The following is a 19,969-nucleotide window of genomic DNA, read 5'->3' on the forward strand; positions in this document are numbered from 1 at the left end:
TAATGGTGTGAAGAAGTATATGGGATCAAATCGTGGCAAAAACTCTTTTACGCAGCGGTAATCTGGATGATTTTCAGGCCGTTGGCGGCGGCGGACAAGCCGTTTTCGAATCAGCGTTGCAAATCCGGGAAGCGCTCCGGTTGCGCAAACAACAGGCCATCGTCGACTGTCTGGCGATTCCTCAGGTCAACGACAGCGGCGACCGCGTGGACTGGTATTCCCCGGTTGAAGGGAGCGTAACCAGCTGGAAAGCGGCCGATGAAGATGATCGCTATCGCGCCCTGCGCTATCTGGAAAACACGCTCGCCAGCGTCGAGTCATTAAGCAAGAAATGCCTGCAGTCGCCCAAAACCGCGCAACAGCTCTTTGGCTCTCTGCTGTCGAAGGCATTTCAGTTCCCGGGCGAAAACTTCCTCTTCCTGGTGGACGGAAAGCCGGTCATCAGCTTCTGGGGATTTGTAAACCTCAACGAGAACGCGCGCGACGATGTCCTCGACTGCCTGCGTGAGTCCCTGATCCCTGAGCCAGCCCCCGTTGTGATTGACGATCCTGAACCCGAGCCTGAGCCAGAGCCGGTGATGACCTTTGAGCATGCTGACGAGCCGCTGGTCGCCCCGTCCACGGTGGTGCGTATTACGCCGGAGGAGCTGTATGAGCCCGAACCGGCCCCCGTCGTTGCGCAACCAGTCCAGGAACCTGCTCCGGCGAACATCGTGAAAAAGCGCCGCGTTCCCCTGTGGACCCTGCCGGTTGCCGCCGTGATCGTTGCCGCCGTTGCCGCCCCGCTGCTGTGGCCAAAACAGGCGCCTTCCGCTGAGCCCGCCCCGGCGCCCGCACCTGAACCCGTGGAGATTGCGCCAAAGCCGATCAAGGCGGTTGAACCGCTGGCGCTGAAGTTACCGCTGCATCAGGCTGAGGTCGTGGCCAGCAAAGAAAAAGAAGCGGCTCCGGCTGAAGCTGCGCCACAACCCGCTCCGGTGGTGATTGTCGCCATTCCGAAAGACGCCATGGTGATGGAAGCGAATCAGGTGAAAGCGGGATCGACGCGCTTCCTGAACGGCACCTGGCGCGCCATCCTCGACGTGAAGGATCCGGTCACCGGCAAGCCGCCGTCGCTGCGCTATCAGATCCAGAACAACAAAGGTTTCGCCCGCGTTGTCCACGGCGACAACATTGTCTGCCGCGCGGAGGTCTTCTCCGGGCTGCACAGCAATGGCGAGCTGATGATTAAGAGTCGCGGTACTGCCCGCTGCACCGACGGTTCCCGCTACCCGATGCCGGAAGTGGCCTGTAAAGCAGGCACCAGCGATATCGCAGAATGTCGCGCCCGTTATGATGCCAACACCGTCGTCCCACTGACGTTCAAGAAAGCAGGTGCCTGATCCTATGCTGGTAAATCTTTGCGACTATAAACAAAGCGTCACGCTTATTGCCAACAGCGGCGTGCAGTTCCTCGATTTCGGTCTGACGCCGCAGGACTCCGCCAGCAACGGGCGCTTCGTACGTAAAACCGCGAACGGCCCGCTGTTGCGCCTCGATTTCGACCTGGTCAACGGTCGCTATACCCTGCCGGGCATGAACGGCGGCCAGCCTGAAGTGGTCAAGCCGGAAACCACTATTCCGCTGCATCAATCGCTGACGGTACTGGATGGCGTCTGGCTTCCGGTTCCTTTCCTGCGCTTCAACCCGCCGCGGACGTTTGTGGAAGGGCCGGATAACTGGGCGCGCGTTCAGGTGCGCAAGCTTGAGACCCCCGACACGGCAGGCAATACCCACCGCGTGACCCTCGCGCTTGACAGCCAGATTGCCGACCATGCCACGTCCGCGCTCTCCCCGGTGGAAAACGATATTCTGAACGGCACCCGCTTCGCGCTGGCCTGGCGCGATAGCGAGGTAGAAAGTTTCCTCGATCAGACCTGGATTGACGGCTGGCTGCGCGAGGCGTTTACCCAGTATGCCGACGGCGTTGAGAACCGCTCTGAACGCGACCTGCAGCAGGCGATGCGCAGCTTTGAGTATCAGGCCCACTGGCTCAACCTGCTGACCATGCTCGGTGAACAGCTCACCGTGCCTGAGGTGAAATTTGTCACCCATACGCTCAGCACGCCTGCCATTCCGGTCGACCTGATCCTCGACGTGGGCAATACCCACACCTGCGGCGTCATTATTGAAGACCACGGCGATGCCAACGATGGGCTGCGCCAGACCGCCGAGCTGCAGGTCCGCTCGCTCAGCGAGCCGCAGTTCCTGAACGAACCGCTGTTCACCAGTCGTCTCGAGTTTTCGGAAGCGCGTTTTGGCAAGCAGCACTTCTCGGTGGAAAGCGGTCGCGAAGATGCCTTCGTCTGGCCGTCGATTGTCCGCGTCGGTGATGAAGCCCGCAAGCTGGCGATGCAGCGTCTGGGCACCGAGGGCAACAGCGGTATCTCCAGCCCGCGTCGCTACCTGTGGGATGAAACCCCGGTCGTGCAGGACTGGCGCTTTAGCCAGATGAACAGCAAGACCCGGCGTGAACCGCTTGCCACCGCGTTCCCGCTGATGAACCTGATGAACGATGACGGCGAGCCGCTCTTCACGCTGCCGCAGGACGAGCGCCTGCCGGTCTTCTCGCCGCAGTACAGCCGCAGCACCCTGATGACCCATATGCTGTGCGAGCTGCTGGCACAGGCGCTGGGGCAGATCAACAGCGTCGCCACGCGCCTGCGCCTGGGCTTCCCTGCCTCGCCGCGCCAGCTGCGCACGCTGATCCTGACGCTGCCCTCCGCCATGCCAAAGCAGGAGCGCGAGATCTTCCGACGCCGCATGTTTGAAGCCATCGCCATTGTCTGGAAAGCGATGGGCTGGCACCCGCAGGATGAGGATTTTGTCACCCGCAAACAGCAGGAAAAAAGCGTGGTGCCGGTACCGGAAATCCAGATGGAGTGGGATGAAGCCAGCTGCGGTCAGCTGGTCTGGCTGTATAACGAAGCCATCTCCCGCTTTGGCGGCCAGACCGAAGCCTTCTTCGCCTCCCTTGCCCGTCCGGACCGTGAGCCTGAGCCGGGCAGCCAGCCGGGACGCGCGCTGCGCGTCGCGTCCATCGACATCGGCGGCGGCACAACGGATATGGCGATCACCCATTACCAGCTGGACGACGGATCCGGCAATAACGTCAAAATCACCCCGCAGCTGCTGTTCCGGGAAGGGTTTAAGGTCGCGGGCGACGATACGCTTCTGGACGTGATTCAGCGCTACGTATTGCCCGCCCTGCAAACGCAGCTGCAAAAATCCGGTATCGCAGACGCCTCGCTGCTGATGGCTTCACTGTTCGGCGACTCCGGGCGCATTGATACCCAGGCCGTACTGCGCCAGCAGACGGCGCTGCAGCTGTTTATGCCGCTTGGTCATGCGATTCTTGCCGGGTGGGAGTCAAGCGACGTTGACGATCCGCTGGCTGGTCTGCACGCCACCTTTGGCGATCTCCTGCCGCAGAAGCCGACCCGCAACGTGATGAACTATCTGCAGCAGGCGATCGACCATGCCCTGCCTGCGGGTTCTGACGCTTTTGACCTCTTCGCCGTGCCGCTGCACGTCAATTTCCGCGAAATGCAGGATGCGATGCTGGCCGGGCAGTTTACGCTGGCCTCCCCGCTCCACGCGGTGTGTGAGGCGATCTCCCATTATAGCTGCGACATTCTGCTGATCACCGGACGCCCGGGCTGCCTGCCTGGCGTTCAGGCGCTGATTCGCCACCTGCAGCCGGTGCCGGTCAACCGCATCGTCTGGCTGGATAAATACCAGGTGCATGAGTGGTATCCGTTCAGCCAGCAGGGACGCATTGGCAACCCGAAATCGACCGCTGCCGTGGGGGCCATGCTCTGCAGCCTGGCGCTTGACCTGCGTCTGCCGCGCTTCAACTTTAAAGCCGCGGACATTGGCGCGTATTCCACCGTGCGCTATCTGGGCGTGCTGGATAACACCGTCAATACCCTGCGCGAGGAAAACGTCTGGTATCAGGATATCGATCTCGATAAACCCGGCGCGAAGCTTGACGCGCGTCTGCACTTCCCGCTGCGCGGTAACGTCACCCTCGGCTTCCGCCAGCTGGCGAACGCGCGCTGGCCTGCCACGCCGCTCTACACGCTCAGCATTAACTCGGCCGAACTGGCAAAAGCGATTGCCGGCGACGGCGTGCTGAACGTGCGGCTCAAACTCTGCGGCGGCAGCAAGCATGAAGGCCCGGAGGCCTTCGAGCTGAGCGATGCCTGGCTGCAGGACGGCACGCCGGTGGCGCCTGACGCCTTAACCTTCAAACTGAATACCCTGGCCGACCGCCGACACAGCGGCAGCCACTACTGGATCGACAGCGGGAGCGTATACCTGAAATGACAGCGACGACCACCACCACTCAGGCCTTAATCGGGTGGATCAACGAGACGCGCCTGAACGCCCCCGTGCTGGATAACGATGCCGACGCCCTGCTTGCCCGCATCAACGCGGCGCAGGCGCGCGAGCAGGCCATTGAACGCGCCATGACCCGCCAGCGCAGCATCGGGCTTTACGGCCATTCGCAGAGCGCGAAAGCGCACCTGCTGTTGTCGCTATGCGGCAGCGGCAATGGTCGACTGAACGTGACGCCAGGCCAGCGCACCTTTGACTATTTTTCGCATATCAATCCGGGACATGCCCTGACCAACATGGCCGTCCGCTTCACCCGGGAAACCCCGGCGGCGCTTGACGAGGCGTTTCCGCTGCGCCTGAGCCTGGTCACCGAGGCCGAGTTGGTGCAGCTGTTTATTGCCCGCACGACGCTGCACCCGCAGATGCGCGCGGTGGATAAGGCGGTCATCGAGACCCGTCTGGAGAAATGGCGCGGGCTGCGCCAGCCGCAGAGCGTGCCCGGCATCACGGCGCAGGACGTGGGAGCGATTGCCCGCTTCTGGCAGAGCACGGTACCCGCCGCGAAACAGCAAATTGATGATGCCCTGTGGCACGAGTTCGCCCAACTGGTGCCTTCGCTCGATCTCAGCACCCGCGCCAGCGTCTGGTCGTTGCTGTGGGGCGAGCAGCAGGAACTGACCCAGCAGTGGTTAAATCTGGCCCATGTGCTGCACCAGACCAGCCATGCCAGCGAGATTGCGGCCCCCCTTAGCCTGCTGGTGGACAGCTTCGGGCTGCCTGGCGAAGGGTTCCTGACGCACGACGGCTCGGTAGCGCTGCAGAGTACGCAAGAGACGCTTCTCCATCCGCTGAACAACGGTGAGATGCTGAACGCCATCAGCCTCCCCGTCGATGTGCTGGCCTTCCTGACCCGCGAGCTGGTACTTCCGGTTGAGAACGGCGCGCTGGATAATGTCGATATCATGGATATCCCGGTGTTTGAAGACCGCCATGCCGATCCCCTACGCCAGGCAAAATCCCAGTGGCTGCTTGAGCACTACCGTCAACAGCTCCAGCCGGATGTGCTGGTCATCTGCAACGCGACGGCGCAGCACGAACAGACGGCCAAAAAAGCAAAAGTGTTAATGAACTGGGTCAGGGAGACGCAGCCTGCGGAAGAATCTGCCCTGCCGGGTCTGGTATGGGCGATAACCCCGCACGACGCGCGCTTTACCACCCGGCAGAATCTCGATGAAGCCGTACAGCATCTGCTCGGAAAGCCCGGCTTGCGCTGGGGCACGCTACAGGCTCTGGACAGCCACAGCATGCAGCGCGTCATTGAGTGGCTGTCTCAGGCCACGCTGCCCGCGCAGCGACAGAAGCGTCTCGGCACGCTCAAAAACGCGCTGCGTCTGGAGCTCTCGGCGATGATGCAAAGCTACCTGGCACCGCTGGTTGAGGAGCCAGGTATCCGACGCACTCAGGCAGAAAACATGGTGCGCACGCTGCAAAGCAGTGCCGCCCGCCACGGCGAGCTGCTTGAAGGCCTGCTGCCGCCGCTGAAGGCCTTTGAAACGCTGTTAGCCGTTCAGCAGCCGCGCGAGGAGCAGGTTAACGGGCTATTTACGGATACCATTGACCTGTTTGCCGAGAACGCCCAGGAAAGCGCCGGTCTGTACCAGACCAAAGACAAAGCGCGCCTGGCACACAAAGTCTGGATAAATCATCTGCGCCAGTGGAGCCGCAACGAGGCGACAGCCGCCCGTCTTGGGCTGGATCCTGCGGTGTTGCAGCAAATTGCGGATGTGCTGGTGGTCACCAGCTACCGGCTGGATCTGCCTCAGCAGCTGCAGCGAATTGTCGAAGCGGATAAGAGTAGCGCTGCGCAACTGCATGCCGTGATGGGCAATTTCGTTGGCTGGCTGGGTTACGACAAGACGCCCGTGGCGACGCGCCCGGCAAGCCGCGTCCGCAAGGGGCAGGCCATCTTCGTCACCCCGGTGGTGAGCAGCGCCGAGCCCCGCCTGACGCGTCTGGGTGAACAGCCGGTCCATGCGGCTACCGCGTACGTTTACGACTGGCTGGTCGCACTCTATAGCCGCGCGATCGAGAACATTGATTACCAGCACCCGCATGATGTTCAGCCTGACGCTCGTCAGGCACTACGGGCTTTAATAATGTAGCCGCCTTCTTGCCGGGTGGCGCTGCGCTTACCCGGCCTACATTTCGCCACGATGATACATTGCACAATAATTACATCGTCATACACCCGGCTAATGCCTGCGCCAGCGCAGAAGGGGTTTCCCACGACATAGAGTGCCCCGCCGCAGGGATAATTTTTACCTCAACGCCTTTCTGTTGCAGATTTTCCACATCGTCATCCGGCAGAGAGAGCTCGCCAAAAATCAACGTTACCGGGCAAGGAAGTGACAGAAACTGCGCTTCCCATTCCGGTTCAACGCCCGCCACCAGGCTGGATGCACCGCGCCAGACGGCATAAGCCGCATTGCTCTGCAGGCACCCTGCCCACGCGCTTTTTTCTGCGCTGAGCATAGCGTCATAACCCTGCTCCAGAAACTGTTGCTCGCTTTGCGCCGCGATTGACCGGCTGAACATCCCCCCACCCGCGTGAAAATTGGGTTCTGACACCATCAGTCCCTTCACGCGCGTAGCCAGCAGCCCCGCCGTTTCGATAGCAATACTGCCGCCCATGCTGTGGCCGTATAACCAGAAGGAATCCAGTTTAAGATGGTCAATCAGCTCCGCCACAACGTGCGCCTGGTCAGTGGTTTTATAGCTGTAGTGCTCAGGCTTATCGCTGTAGCCGCTGCCGGGCAAGTCGATGAGAATCGCTCTGCGCGCGCCAAAAAGCGGGTCACAAACGACGCGGGGATATTCATAGGAAGCGGCGCAGCCCAGCCCGTGAATGAACACCACGGGATCGCCGGAGCCGGGCAAGTCGTGCCAGCGTACGGTGCAACCGGCCTGCTGCGAGTAAAAACTGTTCATAAGCACTCCTTTTATGATGCACTGTGTATTTATACAGTTATCACATCAGGAATGCTATGTTCATCTTTTAAAACTGGAAGCGTGCTTCAGAAAAGCGAGACCAGCAGCGCAACGGGAAAGCTCATTGGCCAGGTTGACCCCACCAGGAAAGCGCTCAGCAGGCGGATACGTTTGCGGTCTTTTGAGAGGAACCAGGTGATTAACGCGCAGATGGAAGCCATGATTGCGTAAAAAACCAACATCTTTTGATACAACGTCATTCTGTATACCAGAGCCGAAAAAATAACCGCACGCAATATGCGTCATATGTTGACACAGATCAAGTTTTTTCGTTACAGAATAACCACTTAAAAATTACGGCTAATAACAATTGAGTATCTTACGTAACACATCTGGCGGGCAAAGAGAACGCCTGACCGCGCAAGCGGCCAGGCTAAGCGGATCAGTGTTTGATCATGACATGCCGGACAACCGTATAATCCTCAAGCCCGTAGACCGACATATCTTTCCCGTAGCCCGATAATTTCATGCCGCCGTGCGGCATTTCGCTCACCAGCATAAAATGGGTATTCACCCAGGTGCAGCCGTACTGCAGGCGCGCGCTCAGGCGATGGGCGCGCCCCACGTCTTTGGTCCAGACCGATGACGCCAGGCCGTATTGCGAGTCGTTTGCCCAGGCCAGCACCTGCGCCTCGTCATCAAACTCGGTGACGCTCACCACCGGGCCAAACACCTCGCGCTGAACGATGGCGTCGTCCTGTTTTGCTCCCGCCAGAAGGGTTGGCTGGAAGTAGTAGCCCGCCCCCTCTTTTTTGCTCCCGCCGGTGACAACCCGGATATGGCCGAGCGCTTTCGCCTCATCGACGGCCTGACAGACGCGTGACAAATGGGCGGCCGAGCTGAGCGGTCCCAGTTCGGTCGAGGTGTCTTCCGGCGCCCCCATTTTAAGGCTGGCGACTGCGGCACCCAGTTTTTCAACCAGTTGGGCATAGATTCCCTTCTGGGCATAAATGCGGCAGGCTGCCGTACAGTCCTGCCCGGCATTGTAGAAGCCAAACGTCCGCACCCCTTCGACCACCGCATCCAGATCGGCATCATCAAACACGATCACCGGCGCTTTGCCGCCCAGCTCCATATGGGTGCGTTTAATCGAGGACGCCGTATGGCCGATGATATGTTCCCCGGTCGCAATCGAACCGGTCAGCGAAACCATGCGGACCTTCTCGTGCCCGGTGAGCGGGTCGCCGACCGTTTTCCCGCGACCAAACAGCACGTTCAGAACGCCCGCCGGGAAGATATCTTTTGCCAGCTCTGCCAGCTTCAGCGCGGTCAGGGGCGTGATCTCAGAGGGCTTTATCACCACGCAGTTCCCTGCCGCCAGCGCGGGGGCCAGCTTCCAGGCTGCCATCATCAGCGGGTAGTTCCACGGCGCGATAGAGGCCACCACGCCCACCGGATCGCGGCGAATCATCGACGTGTGGCCGTCAAGGTACTCGCCCGCTGCCAGACCGTTCAGGCAGCGGGCGGCCCCGGCAAAGAAACGGAAAACGTCGACCACCGCCGGAATTTCATCCCCCAGCGCGCAGTGCAGCGGCTTGCCGCAGTTGAGGGACTCGAGCCGGGCAAACGCCTCACCGTGCGCTTCAATCGCATCCGCCAGCTTCAGCAGGCACTCGGCGCGGGTTTTCGGCGTCGTTTGTCCCCACGCCGCAAAAGCACGGTCAGCCGCCAGCACCGCCGCATCGACCTGGGCCGCTGACGCCTCAGCAATTTCCAGCAGCACCTCTCCGGTGGCCGGGTTATAAACCGGCTGTTTTTCACCTTCTCCGGCAACCAGCTCACCGTTTATCAGCAGATGTTTTTGCATAGCATTTTCCTGTTGAATTCACTGTTATTTCCCGCTGCCGGCAATGTTTTCGCCGTCGCGGGTTAGCCACCAGGCTCCCAGAATGGGGATAGTTGTCACCAGCATCACCAGCAGAGCCACGACGTTGGTGACCGGCACGTCGCGCGGACGCCCGAGCTGGTTGAGCAACCACAGCGGTAACGTGCGCTCGTGTCCCGCCGTAAACGTTGTGACGATGATCTCGTCAAACGACAGGGCAAACGCCAGCATTCCCCCGGCCAGCAGCGCGGAACCCAGATTGGGCAGCACCACATAGCGAAAGGTTTGCCACCCGTCAGCCCCGAGATCCATCGACGCTTCCACCAGGCTCCAGGAGGTGCGTCTGAACCGGGCAATCACGTTGTTAAACACCACCACCACGCAGAAGGTGGCGTGTCCGACCACGATGGTGAAAAACCCCGGCTCAAGATTGATCGTTTTGAAAGCCGTCAACAGCGCCAGGCCGGTGATGATCCCCGGTAACGCAATCGGCAACAGCAGCAGCAGAGAGATCGCATTCTTGCCAAAAAACGCGCTTCGCCACAGCGCTGCTGCAGCAAGCGTGCCAAGCACAAGGGCAATAGCGGTAGAGAGCGCGGCAATCTGAAGTGACAACGTCACGGATTCGATGATATCGCCGCGCCCCGCCGCCACGCTAAACCACTTCAGCGTCAGCCCCTGTGGCGGAAAGCTGAAGGCGGCGTCCTCGGTGTTGAAGGCATAGGTCGCGATGATCAGCAGCGGGAAGTGCAGGAAGATGACGCCTCCCCACGCTGCCACTTTCAGGAACAGCGGTGCGCGTTCAGAGTGCATCGAATGCTCCCAGACGTTTCACGAACGCCAGATAAAGAGAAATCAGCACGATGGGAACCAGCGTGAACGCGGCGGCCATCGGCATATTGCCGATAGCGCCCTGCTGGGAGTAGACCATGTTACCAATGAAGTAGCCCGGCGGGCCGACCAGCTGAGGAACGATGAAATCCCCCAGCGTCAGGGAAAAGGTGAAGATTGAACCCGCCGCAATGCCCGGGATGGCCAGCGGCAGAACGACATAGCGGAACGTCTGCCGGGGACGCGCGCCGAGGTCGGCTGAGGCCTGCAGCAGCGAGGCCGGAAGGCGTTCCAGCGCCGCCTGGACGGGCAGGATCATAAACGGCAGCCAGATGTAAACGAAGACCAGAAACCGTCCCAGCCCGGAGGTGGACAAGGTGTTGCCGCCAATTGCCGGGAGCGTCAGGATCGAGGTCAGAATCGGCTCCAGGCCGAGATGGCTGAGAAACCACTGGGCCACGCCGTCCTTCGCCAGCAGCAGCGTCCAGGCGTAGGCTTTAACGATATAGCTCGCCCACATTGGCAGCATCACGGCGATATAGAAAAACGCTTTCCACTTGCCGCTGGTGTAACGCGCCATGTACCAGGCCATCGGGAATGCGAGGATGGCGCTGGCAATGGTCACCGCAATCGCCATCGTTAACGTGCGCAGGATGATGTCGTAGTTTGCCGGGTTGAAGAGCGCCTGAATGTTCGCCAGCGTGAGATCCGGCGTGACCGCCATGGTGAAATCGTCAAAGGTGTAAAACCCCTGCCACAGCAGCGTCAGCAGCGACCCTAAATAGACGATGCCAAACCACATCAGCGGCGCAAGCAGAAGCAGGAACAGACCGAGCGACGGCTTTCGCCAGAACAGGGCCGTCATGCGGCTCAGACGGCCGCGCGGGGCGGGAGGATGCGCAACGCTCATATCCATTTCACCTCTCCTCGTGAAGGCGGATCATCGCCTCGCGCGACCATGACGCCATGACCGCCTGCCCCGGCGCAATGCCGCTCAGCGGCGAGGCGTCACTGAAGTTAGCCTGGCTCACCAGCAGTTTGGCGCCATCGGCGAGCTTCAGCTCCAGACGCGTGGCAGCCCCCTGATACTGTACGGCCTGCACGACGCCCTGAACCTGAACGTCACCCTGTTCATTAAGGCGAATATGTTCAGGGCGCAGGGAAAAGGTGCCCTCCATGCCGCAAAGCGTCTGCGCAAGGCCCGCATCAAAAACGTTGGAGGTGCCGACAAAACCGGCGACAAACGGCGTGCGCGGACGCATGTAGAGATCGCGTGGGGTATCCACCTGCTCGATGCGCCCGTTATTGAACACCGCCACCCGGTCCGACATGGAAAGGGCCTCGCCCTGATCGTGGGTGACAAAAATAAAGGTGATGCCGAGTTCTTGCTGAAGTTTCTTCAGCTCGAACTGCATTTGTTCCCGCAGCTTGAGATCGAGTGCCCCTAAAGGCTCGTCCAGCAGCAGGACGCGCGGTTCATTCACCAGCGCGCGGGCGATGGCGACACGCTGACGCTGGCCGCCGGAAAGTTGCGAAGGTTTACGGGCGATGGCAAAACTCAGGCCCACTTTTTCCAGAGCATCGCGGGCCTGCGCATGGCGTTTTTTCTTGTCGACGCCTTTGACCATCAGCCCGTAGGCGACATTGTCGAGGATCGACATATGCGGGAACAGCGCATAGTCCTGAAACACGGTGTTCACGTCCCGCTCCCAGGGGGGCAGTTCGCTCGCCTCTTTGCCGAAGATGGAAATCGTCCCGCCTGACAGCTGTTCAAAACCGGCGATCAGACGCAGGCAGGTGGTTTTGCCGGAGCCCGAAGGCCCCAGCATGGAGAAAAACTCTCCGTCGCGGATCGCAATGGTGACCCCATCCACCGCCCGGACGTCGCCGTACAGACGGGAAACATTGTTAAACTCGACTGCGTACGTCATGTTCTGCTCCCGGGCAATTAACGACCGCCCATGATGGCGATGTAATCCTGCGTCCAGCGGCTGTAAGGGACAAATTTGCCGCCTTCTGCGATGGGGGTTTTCCAGAACATGATTTTGTCGAACTCATTATAACCGTTTGTTTCGCAGCCTTTATCGCCCAGCAGCGTGCTGGCTTTACACCCTTCCGGCACCACGGGCAGGGAGCCAAACCATGCGGCCAGATCGCCCTGCACTTTTGGCGTCAGCGACCAGTTCATCCATTTGTAGGCGCACATCGGGTGTTTAGCCTGCGCGTGCAGCATGGTGGTGTCCGCCCAGCCTGTCACCCCCTCTTTCGGGAAGACGGTGGCAATGGGCTGGTTCTCGGCCTTCAGGGCATTCGCCTGATACGGCCAGGCGCTGGAGGCCACCACGCCCTCGTTTTTGAAATCGCTCATCTGGACGGTGGTGTCATGCCAGTAACGGTGGATCAGCGCATGCTGGTCGCGCAGCACTTTCAGCACGGCGGCATACTGTGCTTCGGTGAGCTGGTAAGGGTCTTTGATACCCAACTGCGGCTGGGTCGCTTTGACGAACAGCGCCGCATCGGCGATATAAATCGGGCCGTCATAGGCCTGCACGCGTCCCTGATTGGTTTTACCGTCCGGCAGATCCTGTTTGGTAAAGACGACGCTCCAGCTGTCCGGCGGCGTCGGGAAGGTTTTGGTGTTGTACATCAGCAGGTTTGGCCCCCACTGGTACGGCGTGCCGTAGACTTTACCGCCGACGTTAAACCATTCCCCTTTCACAATCCGCTCGTCGAGGGTTTTCCAGTTGGGGATAAGATCGGGGTTAATCGGCTGGACGCGTTTGCCCATGATCAGCCGCAGGGAGGCATCACCTGAGGCGGTCACCAGGTCATATCCCCCTTTCGCCATCAGGCTGACCATTTCATCCGACGTGGCCGCCGTTTTGACGTTGACCGCACACCCGGTCTCTTTTTCAAACTGAGTGACCCAATCGTAGTTTTTATCCGTCTGCCCCCGCTCGATATATCCCGGCCAGGCGATAATATCCAGTCGACCTTCCCCGTCGCCAATGGCCTTTGGTGGTTCTGCGGCTTGCGCTGTCATGATAGTCATGCCGAGCGCGCACAGGCTGCTGCGGGCAAATTTTTTGCTCATAAGAGTTACTCCTGTCGCAATGAAATTTAGCGGCAGCCGTGCCGTAAAAATATCTCCCTTATTAAACGTAGACCGCGCAAATGCGCCGCACCGTTCGGCTTCAGGAAATTTCATCAAGGTGTGACCGAGGGCGCATTCCCCGTTAACTGGATTATAGACAAGGGGTTAGGCGCGAGAGACGGTATGCAGATTTCCTATGACGGGTCACCGCGAAATAGTCGCAGCGCCGTCATCAGGATAAGAATTGATTATTTAAATAACGGAGAAAGGATTATTCCAGCATCGTGCTAATTAATTTTCCTAACTGAATGACCGCCTGCTCTTCCCGCTCTCCCCAGGCCCAGGAGGTATTAAAACGAAAGAACGGCGTCCACGCGTCAGAGGTGGAAAACATTTTTCCGGGAGCAATGCTGATGTGGTGCGTTAAGGCGTTTTCGCTCAGCAGCCCCGCGTCCAGCTGTGCCGGCAGTTCCAGCCATAAAAAGTAGCCGCTGTCGTTATGGTGAATTTTGACGCCCGCAGGCATATGGCGAAGAAGTGACTGCCAGGCCTGCTGCTTTCGCTCGGCCAGCGTACGCCGCAGGCGGCGCAGGTGGGCGTCGTAGCGTTTGGTCGCCAGGTAATCCACCAGCGCCAGCTGCATGGGAGAACTGGTTGAAAGCGTGCTCATCAGCTGCAGCTGCTGAATGCGCCGCGCGTGTTTTCCTGCCGCCACCCAGCCGATGCGAAAACCGGCCACCAGACATTTTGAAAAGGACGAGCAGTGTAGCGTCATGTCCTGACGATCCCACGCTTTCGCCGGGAGCGGCTTTTCACGTCCAAAATAGAGCTCGCTGTAGACGTCATCTTCAATCAGCGGGACGTTGTGCTGGGTTAACAGGGCGACAAGCTGGGCTTTTTTCTCCGCGCTCAGCGTGAAGCCGAGCGGGTTTTGGCTGTTAGTCATGATCCAGCAGGCTTTAACCGGGTATTCATTCAGCGCCTGCTCTAAGGCATTGAGATCGATCCCCTCGCGAACGTCCGTCGCAATCGACAACGCTTTGAGCTTCAGGCGTTCCAGCGCCTGCAGCGCACCGTAAAAACAGGGGTTTTCGACAATCACCCAGTCACCCGGCTCGGTTACCGCCTGAAGGCTAAGATTCAGCGCTTCGAGCGCGCCTGCGGTGATCACGATCTCTTCCGGGGAGATGTTCATCCCCTGCTGCGCGTAGCGGCGGGCAATGGCGTGGCGGAGATCGACGTTTCCCGGCGGCAGGTTCTCAATCACGCTCATCGCCGTCGCGGTTTTGCTGACGTTTGCCAGCGAACGGTTGAGCTGCTGAAGCGGGAAAAGCCTGGGGTCGGGAAACGCGGAAGCAAAAGGAACAACGGACGGGTCGCGGCTGGCCTGTAAGACGTCGAAGATGTAGGTATTGATATCCACCGCTTCGTCACGCATCACCTGAGCGGGTGGCGCAGGCTGTTGTGCGGTCGGGCGCGAGGCAACGTAATAGCCCGACTGCGGTCTGGCGACAATGCGCCCCTGACTTTCCAGCATCTGATACGCGTGGCCAACGGTCATAAAACTCATGCCGCTGCTTGCCACCTGCTCTCGCAGGGAAGGCAGCTTATCGCCCGGCAGCCATACGCCAAGCTCAATCTGCGAGATAATTTGTTGCGCCAGACGCTGGTATTTTTTCATCAGATTCTCCTTAAGACCGACAGTGTATATCAGCAGGAGAAAAAGAGAAGATTTAGCGAACTGTTATAGTCTGGAAGATGAATTACTTACAGTATTCGGTCACGTGGCTCTGAGCGGAACGCGCGGCGGCCAGGTGGTCGAGCGTGATCATCGACGATTTGCAAAAAATGCATTTCGCGCCAAACGGGTTTTTCTCAGACACGTCAAAGGCTGAGGTACGGTACTGCGAGCCATGACAGCATGGGCAGCGAAAATGGATATATGAAGTCATAGGTTTCTCCTGAAACGTAAAAACGTAAATTACTAATGGGCCGATTGGGCATAATGGTTTTAAACAAAACGAATCGGAATGTAGATAAAGACCCAAGAGAGGCTGCGGAGAGGCACAACGTGATGAGAACTGCTTTATAAAACTACGTCAGATATTTATTTGGACTCAAAACCAGAAGGCCATTAACGCACGACGCTGACGACAAAGCAAGCGGTTTAATGCGGAAAATTCATAAAAAGAATGTTTTTATTCCCTGATGCTCGTCCATGTTATTAAATATTGATGTTTACAATCCCCGGCCATACAGACATAACCACATGAAATATAAATATAATATATAACATTTTTTGCCTACTCATATCATCAACCACAGAGTATTAACAACAGGCTGATGAACACTCTGCTACTTGTCTTGCTCAAGCAGGAATTTCGCTCTTACCTTACAGAAAGGAACTATCAATGAGTTGGAATAAAGACGCGGCTGTTTCTTACCTCCGCTCGCATGCGCTTGGACACTCTCATAACGAATGCGCGAAGTTTACACGTCGTGCCATAATCGCTGGCGGCATTACGCTTGAACGTACACATGATGCAAAGGATTATGGACCAAAACTTTTGCGTGCAGGATTTAAAGAGGTTCCTCCTGGTTCAACGTTGCTTAGCGGAGATGTGGCTGTAATTCAGCCCTATCCCGGGGGAAACTCAAGCGGCCATATGACAATGTTCGACGGCACTCGGTGGATCTCAGATTTTACCCAGCTCAGTATGTACCCCGGACCCGGTTACCGCCGCGCACAACCAACCTATAAGATTTACAGGATGAGTCGATGATGAGGGGGATTATAATTACTCTGGCGTTATTATTATCAGCTTGTACGTGCGTACCTCAGCAGAGTGCTGCCGAACGGGCGGAAGAATTTTACTCCAACTATCTGACATTTTTTGCGGAAAGTGATGGTGAATACCCTCAGCTTAGAGAGTACGTTGCGGCAGATACGCTATCCCGACTTAACGAGATAGAGTCTATTCCTGAACAGGAAATCCTGGGGTCAGATTATTTCGCTTATGTTCAGGATTATGATCCCTCTTGGGTGAAGCGGCTCGAGGTTGGTGCGCCGTATCAATTCATCAATGGCGAAGTTCTTCCTGTCCGGATTGGTATTGAGAACGGCGGGTTTCTTAATCTTGAAGTCTATATGCGTCGTGAAGACGGAAAGTGGAAAATTTACCGCGTGAGTGACGTAACCGATCGCTACGAGCACCCCATATTTAATGCCGGAGCAATTACTCGGGCAAAGTCATTAGCGAAAAGCGGACTTTAAGCACATCTATAAATAATACACTGGGCAAACTGTTATAGGTAAATATGCCGGGTCTGTTTCTGCAACCCAGAGCTGGCGAGGCTTAGAATGGCATCGACATAATTACATCGCGGAGTTTTGCATGTTTGGTTTGGATGCTTTTCACCTTGCGCGGATACAGTTTGCCTTTACCGTATCCTTCCACATTATTTTCCCGGCCATCACCATTGGTCTCGCAAGCTACCTTGCCGTACTCGAAGGGCTGTGGCTGAAAACAAAAAATCCGGTCTGGCGCTCGCTGTACCATTTCTGGTCGAAGATTTTTGCCGTCAACTTTGGCATGGGCGTGGTCTCCGGGCTGGTGATGGCCTACCAGTTTGGCACCAACTGGAGCGGCTTTTCGCAGTTTGCGGGCAGTATTACCGGCCCGCTTCTGACCTATGAAGTGCTTACCGCCTTCTTCCTCGAAGCCGGGTTCCTCGGCGTGATGCTGTTCGGCTGGAATAAAGTCGGGCCGAGGCTGCACTTCTTTTCCACCTGCATGGTGGCACTGGGGACCATTATCTCCACCTTTTGGATCCTCTCCTCCAACAGCTGGATGCAAACCCCGCAGGGCTATGAGATCGTCAACGGTCAGGTGGTACCGGTGGACTGGTTCGCCGTGGTGTTTAACCCCTCCTTCCCTTACCGCCTGCTGCACATGTCGATAGCCGCGTTCCTGAGCAGCGCCCTGTTTGTTGGCGCATCCGCGGCATGGCATCTGCTGCGCGAGAATAATACCCCCGCCATCCGGGCAATGTTTTCAATGGCGCTGTGGATGACGCTGATTGTCGCGCCCCTCCAGGCCATGGTGGGCGATATGCACGGGCTGAACACCTTAAAGTACCAGCCCGCGAAAATTGCCGCCATTGAAGGGCACTGGGAAAACCCGCCGGGCGAGCCTACCCCGCTACTGCTGTTTGGCTGGCCGGATATGGAACAGGAGCGCACCCGCTTTGGACTGGAGATCCCCGCACTCGGCAGCCTTATTCTGACGCACAGTCTGGATAAACAGGTACCGGCGCTCAAAGAGTTTCCAAAGGAAGACCGCCCAAATTCCACCATCGTCTTCTGGTCGTTCCGCATTATGGCGGGCCTGGGCATGCTGATGCTGCTGCTTGGGGTGACGGCACTCTGGCTGCGCTATAAAAAGCGCATTTATTCTTCCCGTCCTTTCCTGTGGTTTGCCCTGCTGATGGGGCCCTCCGGGCTGATTGCTATTCTGGCCGGGTGGATCACCACCGAAGTGGGCCGCCAGCCGTGGGTGGTCTATGGGCTCCAGCGCACGAAGGATGCGGTTTCTGCCCATGGCGATTTGCATATGAGCGTGAGCCTGCTGGCCTTCTTCGTTGTTTACACCTCGGTATTTGGCGTGGGTTACAGCTATATGGTGCGCCTCATCCGAAAAGGCCCGCAGCCGCATGAATCTTTCGCCACCGAGTCCGACGGACGTCCGGCGCGCCCGCTTTCTGCCGTCACAACTGAACATAAGGAGCAGCCGTAATGGGTATCGATCTTTCCATTATCTGGTTTGTGATCATCGTCTTTGCCACGCTGATGTATATCGTGATGGACGGTTTTGATCTGGGGATTGGCATTCTGTTCCCGGCCACGCAGAACGCCGACGATCGCGATGTGATGGTTAACAGCGTCGCGCCGGTCTGGGACGGGAATGAAACCTGGCTGGTGCTGGGCGGGGCCGCCCTGTTCGGCGCCTTTCCGCTGGCCTACGCCGTGATTATCGATGCCCTCACCATTCCGCTCACATTAATGCTGATCGGTCTTATTTTTCGTGGCGTAGCGTTTGAGTTTCGCTTTAAAGCCACGCCAGCACACCGTCCTTTCTGGGATAAGGCATTTATAGGCGGTTCCATTCTGGCGACGTTTACCCAGGGCGTGACGGTGGGCGCCGTCATTAACGGCTTTACCGTCACCGGCCGGGCCTATACCGGCGGCCCCTTTGACTGGTTTACCGCGTTTAATCTGTTTTGCGGCGCGGGCCTGGTGGTGGCCTACGCGCTGTTAGGCTCGACCTGGCTGGTAATGAAAAGCGAAAATGCATTGCAACATCGGATGCGTCAGGTATCGAAAACCCTGTTAATCGTGCTGCTGGCGTTTATTGCGGCGATCAGCCTCTGGACACCGCTGGCGCAGCCGGCCATCGAGGCGCGCTGGTTTACGCTGCCGAATCTGTTCTATCTGCTGCCCGTCCCGGCCCTGGTGGTGATTTTTAGTTTGTATCAGTGGCGCTGCCTGAATAATCCCGACAGCCATAGCCGACCGTTTATCCTGACGCTGGGGCTGATCTTCCTCGGCTTTAGCGGGCTTGGGATCAGCATCTGGCCGCACATCATTCCACCGTCAATCACCCTGTGGCAGGCCGCCGCACCGACGCAAAGCCAGGGCTTTATGCTGGTTGGCGCGCTATTGATCATTCCCGTTATCCTGGTCTACACCTTCTGGAGTTACTACGTATTTCGCGGCAAAGTTCAGCATGGGGAGGGTTATCACTGATGCAACAACCGGTCTGGAAAAGATTACTGTGGCTGGCCATTATCTGGGGCGGCAGCGTACTGGCGCTGGCTGCGGTCAGTATGCTCTTCCGTATGCTGATGACGGCGGCAGGGTTTAAATCACATTAACGTCATCCCGGGCAACCGCTGCGTTGCCCGGCTCCTCCCCGCACTTTCAGATAAACCCCATTAACGCATGGCAGAGTATCGTTACACTGGAAAAAGATTCACAGTGTTTATAGTTTGAGAAGAAAAATGAAAAAGCTCATTGCGTTAAGTGTTATCAGTCTTGTCCTTACCGGCTGCGTTAATCCGGGTAAAGCCTCCGTTCAGCCGGAGCAACTTAAGAACCACCGCTTTGTGCTGGAAAGTGTGGACGGTAAGGCCGTGAAGACCGCGACAACGCAACCTGAGATCGGTTTTAGCGCACTGCCAGATATCAGCCTGGTGAATAACATCAGCGTTTCTGGCCAGATGTGTAACCGCTTCAACGGACAGGGGAAATTGTCCGAAGGCGAGCTGAAGGTGAAAACGCTGGCCATGGCTCGCAAGCTCTGTAATGAGCCGCAGCTTAACGAGCTGGATCAGGCCATCGGCGACATGCTGCGCAAAGGCGCGCAGGTCGATCTGACTGAAGACCAGTTAACGCTGGCGACAGCCGATAAAACGCTGATGTTTAAGCGTGCAGAATAATCAGTAGTTACCGCAGGTTCCAACGGCAAGCGACTGTTCACTGCAGCGTTTGCCGTTTGGCAAGGCGCACATCCCAATAGCTGAACCATCAAGCTGGCGAGCTACCGACAGCGAACCGCCAATCATCGCGCAGTTGGCCTGACCGGAGCTGGACATCGCGGCTTTCATACCCGGCACCACGTGCGCGGCCGTTGCCTGCTGGACAGGTTCACTGCTGCATGCCGACAACAATAATGCGGCACACCCTACCAAAAATGCTGAGCGCATGCTCTCTCCCCCATGAATAATGCGAA

The 19,969-nt window shown here is 57.9% G+C and carries 19 protein-coding genes; 9 read left to right on the plus strand and 10 right to left on the minus strand.

Going from position 1 to position 19,969, the window contains the following annotated elements:
• Window positions 1-32 precede the first annotated feature (32 nt).
• The 3 genes from L362_RS14725 to L362_RS14715 are packed head-to-tail and all read left to right on the plus strand — an operon-like array spanning window position 33 to window position 6,542.
• Window positions 33-1,382 (plus strand): SrfA family protein, encoded by a 1,350-nt coding sequence (locus L362_RS14725; RefSeq protein ID WP_023344241.1) that lies wholly within the window; start codon window positions 33-35, stop codon window positions 1,380-1,382.
• A 4-nt stretch (window positions 1,383-1,386) separates the two neighbouring features.
• Window positions 1,387-4,368 carry a virulence factor SrfB gene (locus L362_RS14720; RefSeq protein ID WP_023344242.1) on the plus strand — a complete coding sequence of 994 codons (2,982 nt, stop codon included), beginning with the start codon at window positions 1,387-1,389 and terminating at the stop codon, window positions 4,366-4,368.
• The gene (locus L362_RS14715) at window positions 4,365-6,542 is read left to right on the plus strand and encodes a virulence factor SrfC family protein (protein ID WP_023344243.1); all 2,178 of its coding nucleotides are present in this window, start codon (window positions 4,365-4,367) and stop codon (window positions 6,540-6,542) included. The genes L362_RS14720 and L362_RS14715 overlap by 4 nt, the downstream gene beginning before the upstream one ends.
• Before the next feature lie 70 nt (window positions 6,543-6,612).
• Here the strand turns inward: L362_RS14715 and L362_RS14710 are convergent, their stop codons facing one another.
• From L362_RS14710 to L362_RS14675, 9 genes are all read right to left on the minus strand, one after another.
• Window positions 6,613-7,368 (minus strand): alpha/beta fold hydrolase, encoded by a 756-nt coding sequence (locus L362_RS14710; protein WP_023344244.1) that lies wholly within the window; start codon window positions 7,366-7,368, stop codon window positions 6,613-6,615.
• Window positions 7,369-7,454: 86 nt separating this feature from the next.
• A complete protein-coding gene (locus L362_RS0122910; protein ID WP_013096478.1) occupies window positions 7,455-7,628 on the minus strand; it encodes a GhoT/OrtT family toxin in 174 nt (57 codons plus the stop codon).
• 182 nt (window positions 7,629-7,810) lie between these two features.
• Complete coding sequence (gene patD, locus L362_RS14705; protein WP_021240249.1) at window positions 7,811-9,235, minus strand: aminobutyraldehyde dehydrogenase; 1,425 nt, start codon at window positions 9,233-9,235, stop codon at window positions 7,811-7,813.
• Between the two features lie 24 nt (window positions 9,236-9,259).
• On the minus strand, window positions 9,260-10,066 hold the full coding sequence (locus L362_RS14700) for an ABC transporter permease (protein ID WP_023292290.1): 807 nt from the start codon (window positions 10,064-10,066) through the stop codon (window positions 9,260-9,262).
• Window positions 10,056-11,000, minus strand: coding sequence for an ABC transporter permease (locus tag L362_RS14695; protein WP_023292289.1), 945 nt, complete (start codon window positions 10,998-11,000; stop codon window positions 10,056-10,058). Before L362_RS14695 ends, L362_RS14700 begins: the two co-directional genes overlap by 11 nt.
• A 1-nt stretch (window position 11,001) precedes the next feature.
• On the minus strand, window positions 11,002-12,015 hold the full coding sequence (locus L362_RS14690; protein WP_023344245.1) for an ABC transporter ATP-binding protein: 1,014 nt from the start codon (window positions 12,013-12,015) through the stop codon (window positions 11,002-11,004).
• A gap of 17 nt (window positions 12,016-12,032) precedes the next feature.
• Window positions 12,033-13,178 carry a putative ABC transporter substrate-binding protein YdcS gene (gene ydcS, locus L362_RS14685; RefSeq protein ID WP_023344246.1) on the minus strand — a complete coding sequence of 382 codons (1,146 nt, stop codon included), beginning with the start codon at window positions 13,176-13,178 and terminating at the stop codon, window positions 12,033-12,035.
• Window positions 13,179-13,449: 271 nt separating this feature from the next.
• A complete protein-coding gene (locus tag L362_RS14680; protein ID WP_023344247.1) occupies window positions 13,450-14,859 on the minus strand; it encodes an aminotransferase-like domain-containing protein in 1,410 nt (469 codons plus the stop codon).
• A gap of 82 nt (window positions 14,860-14,941) precedes the next feature.
• On the minus strand, window positions 14,942-15,130 hold the full coding sequence (locus L362_RS14675; protein ID WP_023344248.1) for a cold shock small protein YmcF: 189 nt from the start codon (window positions 15,128-15,130) through the stop codon (window positions 14,942-14,944).
• Window positions 15,131-15,589: 459 nt separating this feature from the next.
• On the opposite strand from L362_RS14675, the gene L362_RS24890 reads away from it, so the two are divergent.
• From L362_RS24890 to hslJ, 6 genes are all read left to right on the plus strand, one after another.
• Window positions 15,590-15,961: a hypothetical protein gene (locus L362_RS24890; protein WP_023292286.1), complete on the plus strand. Its 372-nt coding sequence runs from the start codon at window positions 15,590-15,592 to the stop codon at window positions 15,959-15,961.
• On the plus strand, window positions 15,958-16,452 hold the full coding sequence (locus L362_RS14670; RefSeq protein ID WP_023344249.1) for a DUF3828 domain-containing protein: 495 nt from the start codon (window positions 15,958-15,960) through the stop codon (window positions 16,450-16,452). Before L362_RS24890 ends, L362_RS14670 begins: the two co-directional genes overlap by 4 nt.
• 121 nt (window positions 16,453-16,573) lie before the next feature.
• Window positions 16,574-17,974: a cytochrome ubiquinol oxidase subunit I gene (locus L362_RS14665; protein ID WP_023344250.1), complete on the plus strand. Its 1,401-nt coding sequence runs from the start codon at window positions 16,574-16,576 to the stop codon at window positions 17,972-17,974.
• A complete protein-coding gene (gene cydB / locus L362_RS14660) occupies window positions 17,974-18,984 on the plus strand; it encodes a cytochrome d ubiquinol oxidase subunit II (RefSeq protein ID WP_023344251.1) in 1,011 nt (336 codons plus the stop codon). The genes L362_RS14665 and cydB overlap by 1 nt, the downstream gene beginning before the upstream one ends.
• Window positions 18,984-19,112, plus strand: coding sequence for a DUF2474 domain-containing protein (locus tag L362_RS14655; protein ID WP_008501283.1), 129 nt, complete (start codon window positions 18,984-18,986; stop codon window positions 19,110-19,112). Before cydB ends, L362_RS14655 begins: the two co-directional genes overlap by 1 nt.
• A gap of 126 nt (window positions 19,113-19,238) precedes the next feature.
• Complete coding sequence (hslJ, locus tag L362_RS14650) at window positions 19,239-19,676, plus strand: heat shock protein HslJ (RefSeq protein WP_023344252.1); 438 nt, start codon at window positions 19,239-19,241, stop codon at window positions 19,674-19,676.
• Here hslJ and L362_RS14645 read toward each other — a convergent pair whose 3' ends face one another.
• Complete coding sequence (locus L362_RS14645; protein WP_008501281.1) at window positions 19,677-19,943, minus strand: putative hemolysin; 267 nt, start codon at window positions 19,941-19,943, stop codon at window positions 19,677-19,679.
• Window positions 19,944-19,969: the final 26 nt, after the last annotated feature.

Origin of the sequence: Enterobacter sp. MGH 16, assembly GCF_000493175.1 — a bacterium.
Lineage (GTDB): Bacteria > Pseudomonadota > Gammaproteobacteria > Enterobacterales > Enterobacteriaceae > Enterobacter > Enterobacter roggenkampii.